At 52.0% G+C, this 11985-nt stretch carries 4 protein-coding genes and 1 pseudogene; 1 reads left to right on the forward strand and 4 read right to left on the reverse strand.

The window, feature by feature from the left end:
• On the forward strand, positions 1 to 1861 hold a 1861-nt coding region (locus HMPREF0080_RS03810), incomplete at its 5' end, for a TonB-dependent copper receptor (protein ID WP_040347146.1).
• 151 nt (positions 1862 to 2012) lie between these two features.
• Here HMPREF0080_RS03810 and HMPREF0080_RS03815 read toward each other — a convergent pair.
• The 4 genes and pseudogenes from HMPREF0080_RS03815 to rpoB all read right to left on the reverse strand — a co-directional run bounded on the left by HMPREF0080_RS03815 (position 2013) and on the right by rpoB (position 11712).
• Positions 2013 to 2360 (reverse strand): cupin domain-containing protein, encoded by a 348-nt coding sequence (locus HMPREF0080_RS03815; protein ID WP_006789914.1) that lies wholly within the window; start codon positions 2358 to 2360, stop codon positions 2013 to 2015.
• A gap of 49 nt (positions 2361 to 2409) precedes the next feature.
• Positions 2410 to 3576 carry an iron-containing alcohol dehydrogenase gene (locus HMPREF0080_RS03820; protein ID WP_006789915.1) on the reverse strand — a complete coding sequence of 389 codons (1167 nt, stop codon included), beginning with the start codon at positions 3574 to 3576 and terminating at the stop codon, positions 2410 to 2412.
• Positions 3577 to 3743: 167 nt separating this feature from the next.
• Positions 3744 to 7979, reverse strand: coding sequence for a DNA-directed RNA polymerase subunit beta' (gene rpoC, locus HMPREF0080_RS03825; RefSeq protein ID WP_040347127.1), 4236 nt, complete (start codon positions 7977 to 7979; stop codon positions 3744 to 3746).
• 27 nt (positions 7980 to 8006) lie between these two features.
• Positions 8007 to 11712 (reverse strand): annotated as a pseudogene (gene rpoB / locus HMPREF0080_RS03830) (DNA-directed RNA polymerase subunit beta).
• Positions 11713 to 11985: the final 273 nt, after the last annotated feature.

Consider the following 11985-nt stretch of genomic DNA (forward strand, 5'->3'; position numbering starts at 1 on the left):
ACCGGCTGCCGACGGCGGCGGTTACTTGAAAAATGTTACGGGCTTTACGCTTGTCCGTAAAGGAGGTATCAGCGGCGACCCGCTCTTGCGCAGCCTGGGCGGCTCTCGGCTCAATGTGCTCATAAACGGCGGCAGTCTTTACGGCGGCTGCCCGGGCCGGATGGATCCGTCCGTAACCTACGCGTTCCCGGAAACCTTCAGCCGCATCAATATTATCAAAGGTCCTCAAAGTGTCCGTTACGGCGCAAACCTGGCAGGCACAGTCATTTTTGAACGCGATACGAAGAGGTTCACCTCTGCCGGAATACGCGGCAATATAGGCATGTTGGGCGGCAGCAATCATCGCTTCGACAACCTGTTCGACATTACGGCGGGCAATGAAAAAGGATATGCCCGTTTCATTCAGACACGCAATTATTCCCGCGACTATCGCGACGGCGGCGGCCAGACCGTGCATTCTCGCTACGACCGACACAGTCTGACCGGCATCATCGGTATTACGCCGGATAAAAACACTCTTTTTGAACTGTCATATGACAAGAGCCGCGGCAAAGCGGCTTTTGCACACGGTATGATGGACGGCAGACAGTTTGATCGCGACAGCTGGGCGTTAAAATTCCGCAGGGATCTGGTATCTCCCCATATTGCAGGCATCGATATCGACATATACCACACTACGATCGATCACATCATGGACAATTACAGTCTTCGTCCGGTCCCGCCCCGTAAGATGCCGATGGGTACGGATGTAAAGCGCACGCTGTACGGTATACGCACAGTCTTCGACCTGGTATTTTCCGATACCTCATTGGGCGCCATAGGGTTTGATTATCAGAAACAGGATCATTTCTTTGCCGTGGCGCCGGAAGGAAAACCCGTAGGCGCATTCAGTAAAGACATGTCTATCCGGAATTACGGAGTTTTCGCGGAATACAGTCATTTTTTCGGTAAACAGGACAGCTTCCACAGCGGACTGCGGTATGATCGGGTAATTAACGACTATTTACCGTATATAGGCCGTAATATGTCCGGCAAAAAGACACTCGACCTCCTTCCCGGAAATACGTCTTTTAACGGATACAGCGGCTTCTTACGGTATGAACATAAAAACAGGAAGAAACCGCTGACTTTCTACATAGGATTGGGGCACGCCGAACGCCCGGCGGACTATTGGGAGTCGTTCACCAGCTGGAAGGCGAAGAGTAACCGTCTCAATCCGCAGGGAACCGCCGTCAGCCCGTCGACAGGCCTGCTGTCTCCGGAAAAAAACACACAGCTCGATATAGGCTGGATATACGCCGGCAAAAAAGACAGGGGCAGTATCTCTTTCTTCTACAGCGATATCCGTGATTTTATCATGCGGACACCGCAGACTTACATCAACACGGACGCCCGCCTCTATGGGCTGGAAGCGGATTATACGCACCATTTTACGCCTCATTGGACCTTGTCCGCGACAGCCGCGCTGACACGCGGCAGCGACCGCAGACAACATGCCCCCCTACCTCAGCTCGCCCCGTTCGAGACCGATGTAAGCCTTAAATACCGCCATTCCGCCTGGGAAGCCGGCCTCCTCTGGCGTATCATGGCAAGTCAAAAGCGCTGCCGTCCCGGCTATGGCAGTGAAACGGGCGTCGATACGGCGCCTACAGGCGGTTTCGGTATTGTCTCGTTAAATGCCGCCTATAAGGCAACGGACGCCATGACTTTTTCCTGCGGCATAGATAATATCTTCAATAAGAATTATGCCGAATTCGTCAGTTACAAAGAGGCAACTATCAGTAATCTGGGCATCATCGGCCATGAACACATCAATGAGCCGGGCCGTACAGTATGGTTCAAAGCAAATTACCGGTTCTAAGCGATCATCCCGAAATTCAAAAGAACGGACAAACCGGCACGGGAAAGAGCAGGGGGTTCTCAGCGATTACGCGCTGAGAACCCCCTGCTTTATCCGTTCGAGTCGGGAACTGCTTTGTTACAGCCTCTTTTATGACAAAAGCGTCCTCCTTTTATACCGGCAAGGCTTCATAATCGGAAAGCTGCGGGCAGACACTGACAAAAATAAAATCTTCTTCACCCGTATTGACCATTCCGTGGCACACGCCCTTCGGCGTCACGACGATCTTACCGGCGGATACGGGCACTTTTTCATCCTCAGCAGGGTGAAATACCCCCGTCCCCTGCAAACAAATCCAAACGTCTTCACCCTTGTGATGAACATGGTCCCGAACGGCCTGCCCCGGTTTCATAACCCAGACGGACAAACTCGTTGAATCGGTGCTGCGGATAACTGTTTTCAAGGCTTTCTCCTCACTCTGTTTTGCATACGCGGAAATTTCATAGACTCTCTGTTCCATAGACACATACCTCCCGGATATAATTCCTTGCGCATACCGATAGTTTACCTTACATGCTTTCTTTCAGGATATCGACGATTTCCTGTCGGCTCAGTTCTCTATATCCGCCGTTCAGGATAAACGTCGCATCGGCAACACCTTCCACCATATCGGCCGTCATGCCCAGTTCGGCCGCATGCATGACGACGCCGATTTCTTTCATGTATGCCTGCATGCGGTTGAGCCCCTCCGCCGCCGCTTCTTCATCACTGAGGACCGTCGGGTCAACATCCCAGACGTTAACGGCATACCGTTTAAACTTCGGCAACCCGTCTTTCATAATATGGCGATAATACGGCAGGGAGACGGCAGCCAATGTCATGCCGTGAGTCGCATCCGTATAGGCGCCCATAGCCTGGCCGAGCATATGGACCATCCAGTCCGTCCTCTTCCCTTTGGCGACAAGCGTATTGAGCGCCCAGGTCGCCGTCCACATGATATTGCTGCGCGCCTCGTAATCCTGCGGATTCCTTACGGCAATGCGAGCCGAATGGATCAGGGAACGCAGGAGCCCTTCCATAATGTAATCGGACGTGTTGTCATCCGTACCGGAAAAATACTGTTCCAGAATATGGGACATAATATCAAAGAAACCGGCAACCATTTGATACTTAGGCAACGTAAACGTATATTCCGGATTAAGGACAGAGAATTTCGGAAAGACATCTTCTTTAAAGACACGACCGATTTTGCGTTTCTGCGCATGATTGGTAATAACGGAACCGCCGTTCATTTCCGAACCCGTGCCGACCATGGTAAGGACACATCCGACGGGGATAATCTTATTGTCCACCCGTTCCTGGCGGACATAGTATTTTTCCCACGGATCATCTTCACAATAAGCCGACACGGCTACGCCTTTGGCATAGTCACAGACAGAACCGCCGCCGACGGCAAGAAGCAAATCGGCATCGTGCTCTTTAGCGATTTTCGCGCCTTCCGTAAGCTTATCGGACGTGGGATTGGGCATAACTCCCGCATCTTCAACGACATCCTTGCCGTTGGCTTTGAGGATCGCCGTGACGCTGTCATAAATACCGTTCTTTTTAATAGAACCGCCGCCGTAAATAAGCACGACTTTATTGCCGTACTTCGGCAATTCCCGCTGCAAATAATCGAGGGCCTTCGGGCCGAAATATAATTTGGTCGGATTAACATATTCAAAGTTGCCTAACATAAGGGTACCTCCTTATACACTTCATGAAACAGGACAGAACTACGTAGTATACGTACGTTCGTTTTCCGAAAAGCTTACCTTCGAAAGGACATGTTTTCCGCCCGGGTACGGCAAGAGACCCATCATACGATGAGTCTCTTGCCCATACCGCCGCGGCGGCGTTATTTTCATTCATTTCCGGTCAATGAGGGAGCGGTCGGCTCACTTTCTTCTTCCGTTTCATATTCAATGATGGGAATCGGTTTGACCACCTTAACCTTGCGATAACGGCTCATGCCCGTACCGGCCGGGATAAGCTTGCCGATAATGACATTTTCCTTGAGCCCCAACAGAGGATCGACTTTCCCTTTAATAGCCGCATCCGTGAGGACACGCGTCGTTTCCTGGAAGGATGCCGCCGAAAGGAAGGACTCCGTAGCCAAAGCGGCTTTCGTAATGCCGAGAAGCATGGCTTTGCCTGCAGCCGGTGCACCGCCTGCAGCCCGGATACGACGGTTCGTATCTTCGTACGTATTCAGCTCCACATAATCGCCCGTCAACACGTCCGCATCGCCGGCATCTTCAATCTTCATCTTGCGGAGCATTTGGCGAACGATAACTTCAATATGTTTATCGTTAATTTCAACGCCCTGTGACTTGTATACCTTCTGCACTTCATATACGAGGTAGCGCTGTGTGGCTTCTACGCCCTGAATGCGGAGAATATCATGAGGGTTGATGGAACCCGCCGTAATACGGCTCCCCTTTTCAATTTCATCACCTTCGCGCACGACGAGATGCGCACCGTACGGAATGGTATAACTTCGTTCGTCACCGTCTTTCGCCGTAACGTGTACGATATGGATGTCTTCGTGGTCTTCTTTTTCCGTAATGGTGACTACCCCGTCAATTTCCGTAACGACGGCATTGCCTTTCGGTTTACGTGCTTCGAACAATTCTTCGACACGCGGGAGCCCCTGTGTGATATCGCCGGCAGAAGCGACCCCGCCCGTATGGAAGGTACGCATCGTCAGCTGCGTGCCCGGCTCGCCGATAGACTGTGCGGCAATAATGCCAACGGATTCACCGACATTGACCTTGCCGCCCGTACCGAGGTCACGACCGTAGCACTTGGCGCAAACACCGTAACGACTGCGGCAGGTAAGGACGGAACGGATGCGGACGGCATCGTAGTATTTAACGACTTCTTTCGCCTGGTCTTCCATGATTTCTTCATTCATGGGCACGATGACTTCGCCCGTATCCTTATTGATGAGCGTTTCCGCCGCCGTTCTGCCGACGATGCGGTCTGCCAGCGGTTCGATAACACCGTCGCCTTCAACGATAGCCGTCACTTCAATACCGCGGATATCATTGTTGCGAACTTTAACTTCGTCAACATCGCTCATAAGTATCCGTTCAATAGCTTCTTCCGTAAGCGCCGTACCGGCCGGGCAAATTTCCGTGCCCGCTGAATCGTACACAGTTTTTTCGACGGTTTTGCCGAGCATGTTCCCAATCATCGCTTCGCGAAGAGCGGCACGGATATTTTCTTCGGGCGCACCCAGGCTGACCGTTTCAATCGTATTCGTATGGTTCAGATCGTCATTGATATCCATCTGACTGCCGCGAAGGGACAGCTTGGGGATTTTATGTTCAATAACGACTTCCAAATCGTCATTGCTTAAAATGTGTTCTTCCGGGAAGATGAGATCGCCCGTTTCTTCATCGACGACATTACGGGCGAGGACACGGCCGATAAGCTTATCACGCAAAAGATTGACGGCCTGACGCACGGAGCCGGCAAGGCGAGCGCGTTCACGCACGAGATCGAGCCCGAATACATCGCAGTCATCTTCACGGACGATAACATCCTGGGACACATCGACAAGGCGGCGGGTCAGATACCCTGAATCGGCAGTACGGAGAGCCGTATCGGCCAAGCCCTTACGGGCGCCGTGCGAAGAGGTGAAGTAGTCCAATACGGACAGGCCTTCACGGAAATTTGCTTTAATCGGCAGGTCGATAATCCGGCCGGACGGATCGGCCATCAACCCGCGCATGCCGGCAACCTGGCGAATCTGCTGCTTATTACCGCGCGCACCGGAATCAGCCATCATAAAGATCGAGTTGAACGGATCCATGTTATCCATCATGGCTTCCGTAACGTCTTCCGTGGCTTTTTCCCAGAGCGCGATCGTCTTACGATAACGTTCATCCTCCGTAATCAGGCCGCGCATAAACATCTGCGTAACCTTGAGTACCTGTGCATCCGTTGCACTGAGAACGGCTTTCTTTTCGGCCGGAACCTGAATATCGGAAATAGCGATGGACATGCCTGCCTGACGGGCGTAATGGTAACCCGTAGCTTTGATACGGTCAAGAAGTGCCGCCGTTTCCGTATTGCCGACGAGGTGGAAGCATTCGGCGACGAGCTTGCCTATTTGTTTCTTATTCATTAGAACGCCGAGGCATTCTACATCGACGTACTCTTTTTCCGCTTTAAACGCGGCAACCGCTTCCTGATCGATCTTCCTGACGACTTTCGGACGGACCCGGGTCAAGTCGATACCGAAAGCCTCCTTCAGGCCCGTAAATCCATAATCGAGAATACGGCCGTCTTCATTCTTGATTTTGATCAGATGACCGTCATCGATCAAGTCGTTTTCATAAGCAAAGACGACATCCTGCGGATTCGTGAAAACCATGACCCTGTCCGTATGGTAACGGCGCAGTTCTTCGTAGAGCTGATTGTTGTAAACCATACGCCCCGCCGTCGTTTCGATAAGGCCGCGGCCGGGAATGCGCACCTTAATAAGCGCACCGATATCGATCACCTTTGCGTCATAAGCGAGCATAACTTCTTCAAAACCGGAAAACAATTTGCCTTCGCCGCGAGAGCCCGGTTTAACCATGGTCAGATAGTACGCGCCGAGCACCATATCCTGTGTCGGGACGGCAACGGGTTTGCCGTCTTTCGGCGCCAAAATATTATGAGCCGAAAGCATGAGCGTACGCGCTTCAGACTGAGCTTCCACCGAGAGCGGCAAATGGCAGGCCATCTGGTCGCCGTCGAAATCGGCATTGTACGCCGTGCAGACAAGGGGATGGAGCTTGATGGCGCGTCCTTCCCAAAGGATCGGCTCAAAAGCCTGGATCCCGAGACGATGCAGCGTAGGGGCGCGGTTCAGGAGAACGGGATGCTCTTTGATTACGCCTTCCAGGACATCCCATACCTTCGGGTTGACGCGTTCAACTTGTTTCTTTGCGTTTTTGATATTCGTGGCGTCGCCTGTTTCAACAAGCTTTTTCATAACAAAAGGCTTGAACAGTTCAAGGGCCATTTCCTTCGGCAGCCCGCATTGATGCATTTTCAATTCGGGGCCGACAACGATAACGGAACGGCCGGAATAGTCGACGCGTTTGCCGAGCAGATTCTGACGGAAACGCCCCTGTTTCCCTTTGAGCATATCCGAGAGGGATTTTAACGCCCTGTTGCCGGGGCCCGTTACGGGCCGGCCGCGACGGCCGTTATCAATGAGCGCGTCAACGGCTTCCTGAAGCATGCGCTTTTCGTTACGTACAATAATATCCGGCGCCCCCAGTTCCAGCAGACGGCTCAACCGGTTATTGCGGTTAATAACACGGCGATACAGATCATTCAGATCGGACGTGGCAAAACGGCCGCCGTCAAGCTGTACCATCGGGCGCAGTTCAGGCGGAATGACCGGGACCGCGTCCAAAATCATCCACTCCGGTTTATTGCCGGAATGAAGAAACGCTTCAATGACTTCAAGACGGCGGATGGCGCGTATGCGGCGCTGTCCGGAAGAATCGTGAAGTTCTTTGCGGAGTTCCCCGTCGAGTTCCTTCAGGTCGAGATTCTGAAGCAATTCTTTAATTGCCGCCGCACCCATGCCGACACGGAATTTTTCACCGTACATATCAAGGTTCTGACGGTATTCCGATTCTGTCAGGAGCTGCTTTTTCTGCAACGGCGTATCGCCCGGATCAAGGACGATATATGAAGCAAAGTAAAGCACCTTTTCCAGGGACCTCGGCGAAATGTCGAGAACCAGCCCCATCCGGCTGGGGATACCCTTGAAATACCAAATATGCGAAACGGGCGTAGCCAATCGGATATGGCCCATCCGCTCACGCCGCACCTTGGCACGCGTTACTTCAACGCCGCAACGATCGCAGACGACGCCTTTAAAACGAATCCTTTTATACTTGCCGCAGTGACATTCCCAGTCTTTTGTAGGGCCGAAAATGCGTTCACAGAACAACCCGTCCCTCTCCGGCTTTAATGTACGATAATTAATGGTTTCCGGTTTTTTCACTTCACCGTGGGACCATTCAAGAATCTTTTCCGGCGAGGCCAGGCCGATTCGCATGGAATCAAATTCATTTACGTCCAGCACTAATACCGCTCCCTTCTGTACCGCTTCTTATTCTTCCGTATCGTCATTCATGCCGTCGGCAGGAGACGAATCATAGCTCATGCCGATTAAATCGTCTTCACCGCCGTTATCCGCCGGTGCGTCGGCTTCTTCAATACCGGCATCTTCTACGGATTGGCCGGCAGTATCAGCCGCCCCTTCGCCTTCCATAATATGACGCATTTCATCATTCTTACCTGCATCCCCGTCCGCATCGTCTTCGTCGTCCAACTCCTTAATAATAACCTCTTCGCTGTCTTCATTAAGGATCTGAACATCCAGCCCGATAGCCTGCAATTCTTTAAGGAGCACCTTAAAGGATTCGGGAACGCCCGGTTCGGGAATATTTTCGCCTTTAACAATCTTTTCATATGCTTTTACGCGCCCGACAACGTCATCGGACTTGACAGTAAGCATTTCCTGCAACGTATACGCCGCACCGTACGCTTCAAGGGCCCATACTTCCATTTCACCGAAACGCTGTCCGCCGAACTGGGCTTTGCCGCCGAGGGGCTGCTGCGTGACGAGGGAGTACGGACCGGTCGAACGGGCGTGAATTTTATCGTCGACAAGATGATGCAGCTTGAGGAAGTATGTATACCCGACTGTAACGCGACGGTCCATCGGTTCGCCCGTGCGGCCGTCATAAAGGACCGTTTTACCGTCATCGGGAAGGCCCGCCAGACGCAACGCCTCGAATACGTCTTCCGCGTGAGCACCGTCAAAAACAGGGGTGGCAATATGGACACCCGCTTTATCCGGACGGACCATGCCGTATGTATCGATATCATAACCGACAGCTTTCAATTTATCTGCCAGCTTGTTGTCCGGATTCAAGATCTGGACACCTATTTCATGCATGGCCCAGCCGAGATGGGTTTCCAGAATCTGACCGATATTCATGCGGGAAGGTACGCCTAGGGGATTCAATACAATCTGGACGGATGTGCCGTCCGGGAGAAAGGGCATGTCTTCCTGACGCATGACGCGGGAAACGACCCCCTTGTTCCCGTGGCGGCCGGCCATTTTATCGCCTTCGTGGATCTTACGTTTTTGAGCGATATAAACGCGGACCAGATTATTGACGCCGGGCGGCAATTCATCGCCGTTCTCCCGTGAAAAAACACGGACTTTCACGACTTTGCCCGATTCCCCGTGAGGCACGCGCAAAGACGTATCGCGAACTTCCCGTTCCTTATCGCCGAAGATGGCGCGAAGAAGGCGTTCTTCCGGCGTGAGTTCCGTTTCGCCTTTCGGCGTTACTTTCCCGACGAGGACATCGCCGGGAAATACATCGGCGCCGACCATAATAATACCGTCTTCATCAAGGTTTTTCGTGCTGTCTTCGCTGACATTCGGAATTTCCCGGGTAATTTCTTCTGCGCCCAGTTTCGTATCGCGCGCATCGCATTCGTATTCTTCAACATGAATAGACGTGTAAATATCGTTTTTCGGCAATTCTTCACTGAGAAGTACGGCATCTTCATAGTTATAGCCTTCCCAGGGCATATACGCGACGAGGATATTGTACCCCAATGCCAATTCACCGCCGTCCGTAGCCATGCCGTCGGCAAGAACCTGGTCCTTTTCGACCCGTTCCCCTTTATAGACGACCGGCCGTTGGTTAATGCACGTGCTTTGATTGGAGCGCACGAACTTAATAAGTTTATATGTATCAAGACCGCCTTCATCCGTATCGACGATGATTTCATCGCCCGTTACACGAACGATCGTACCGGCGCGTTTTGCCAGAACGCAGACGCCGGAGTCGCAGGCGGCCTTATATTCCATGCCCGTACCGACGAGAGGCGCCTGTGTCCGGAGCAAGGGAACTGCCTGCCGCTGCATATTGGCACCCATGAGAGCACGGTTGGCATCGTCATTTTCAAGGAAGGGGATCATGGATGTACCGACGGAAACCACTTCTTTCGGCGATACGTCCATAAAATCGACGCGTTCGCGGGCAACTTCCAGGACGGCTTCGCCGTGGCGGCAGGCAACGCGTTCGTTGACGAAGGTGCCGTCTGCCGCGAGCGGTTCGTTTGCCTGAGCGATAATATACTGTTCCTCTTCATCGGCCGTAATATAATGCACTTCATCCGTGACGACATGTGTTTTTTTATCGACGCGGCGGTACGGTGCTTCAATGAAACCGAATTCATTCACCTTACTGAAGCAGGCAAGGGATGAAATCAGGCCGATATTCGGGCCTTCCGGCGTTTCCACGGGGCACATACGGCCGTAGTGGGAGTGATGCACGTCGCGGACTTCAAACCCGGCGCGTTCACGGGACAAGCCGCCCGGCCCGAGAGCACTGAGGCGGCGCTTATGCGTGAGTTCGGCCAGCGGATTGGTCTGGTCCATGAACTGGGACAACTGGCTGGAACCGAAAAATTCTTTAATAGCCGCAACGACGGGACGAATATTGATAAGCACCTGCGGCGTAATCGTTTCCGTATCCTGTACGGTCATGCGTTCACGAACAACTCGTTCCATGCGCGTCAGCCCGATACGGAACTGGTTCTGCAGGAGTTCACCGACGCAGCGAAGGCGCCGGTTGCCCAAATGGTCGATATCGTCGACATTGCCGAACCCGTCCATCAAATTGAGGAGATAGCCGATATTGGCAATGATATCTTCCTTGGTAATCGTACGGTGATCAACAGGCAAATTGCTGTTATTGCAAATAATTTTACAAACGGACCCGTCCTGCTTTTCGGCAAAGACTTCGACAAGACCGTCGAAGCCGAAGACACCGCTGTCTTTGATTTTCCGAATTTCGGCAGCGCCGATAACCGTCTGAGCCGGCACGATAAGCTCGCCCGTTTCCCCGTTGACAATCGGCTCATGCAGGGTGAGGCCGAAAAGGCGATGTTCCCAGCCGAGCTTGCGGCCGGCTTTATAACGGCCGACACGAGCCATATCATAACGGCGGGGGTCAAAGAAGAGCCCTTCCAAAGAGGCTGCGGGCGCTTTCTACTGTCGGCGGTTCGCCGGGACGAAGTTTTTTATAGATTTCAACCAGTGCTTCTTCCTGCGATTCGGTAGTATCCTTTTCGAAAGTGGCCTGTAAACGGGGATCATTATTGAAAAGCTGCATAATATCGTCATTTGTGGGCCAACCGAGCGCACGAATCAGGACGGTCGCGGGGATCTTACGATTTCTGTCGATACGGGCATAAACAATGCCGTTCGTATCCGTTTCCAATTCAATCCACGCCCCGCGGTTAGGAATGATCGTCGAACTGTAGAGCCGAATGCCCATGGGATCGATTTCACGGCCGTAATACACGCCGGGCGAACGAACCAGCTGGCTGACAATAACACGTTCCGCACCGTTAATGATAAATGTACCCGTATTCGTAATCAGGGGGAAGTCACCCATGAATACTTCCTGGTCTTTGATCTCACCTGTTTCACGATTCATCAGGCGAATAAGCACACGAAGAGGCGCCGCATAAGTCGTGTCCCGCTCTTTGCACTCGCGAACGGCATATTTCGGTTCACCTAATGAAAAGCTTTCAAAAGACAGGGAAAGATTTCCCGACGCATCTTCGATCGGAGAGATGTCTTTAAATATGTCCTTTAACCCTTTTTCCAAAAACCATTTGTAAGATCCGATCTGCAAATCCAACAAATGAGGCATCTTCAAGACCTCGTTAATCTTTGCATACGTGTATCGAGTTCTTTTCCCTACTTGTACAGGTTTGAACATGCTGTTACTTCACCCCTTATAAAAAGTAAATCGCCTAAAACAGAACGCGCACATCTACAGAGAAAGCGACAAAAAAGCAAGGCTCTGACGTAACGTGAACCTTGCTTAATTTTCCTCTGATTAGGATTCGTTCCCCCGTAAACAAAAATAAGCCTTCTGCCGGATATTCTGCAATAAGTTATTATAGCATACGGGTTAACCTTCGTCAACACAAAAACATGAATCTGTCAAGCACTATTTGTAGGATTACAATACATGTGTTACATCACAACT

The sequence above is a fragment of the Megasphaera geminata F0357 genome, from assembly GCF_000239275.1.
GTDB lineage: Bacteria > Bacillota > Negativicutes > Veillonellales > Megasphaeraceae > Megasphaera > Megasphaera geminata.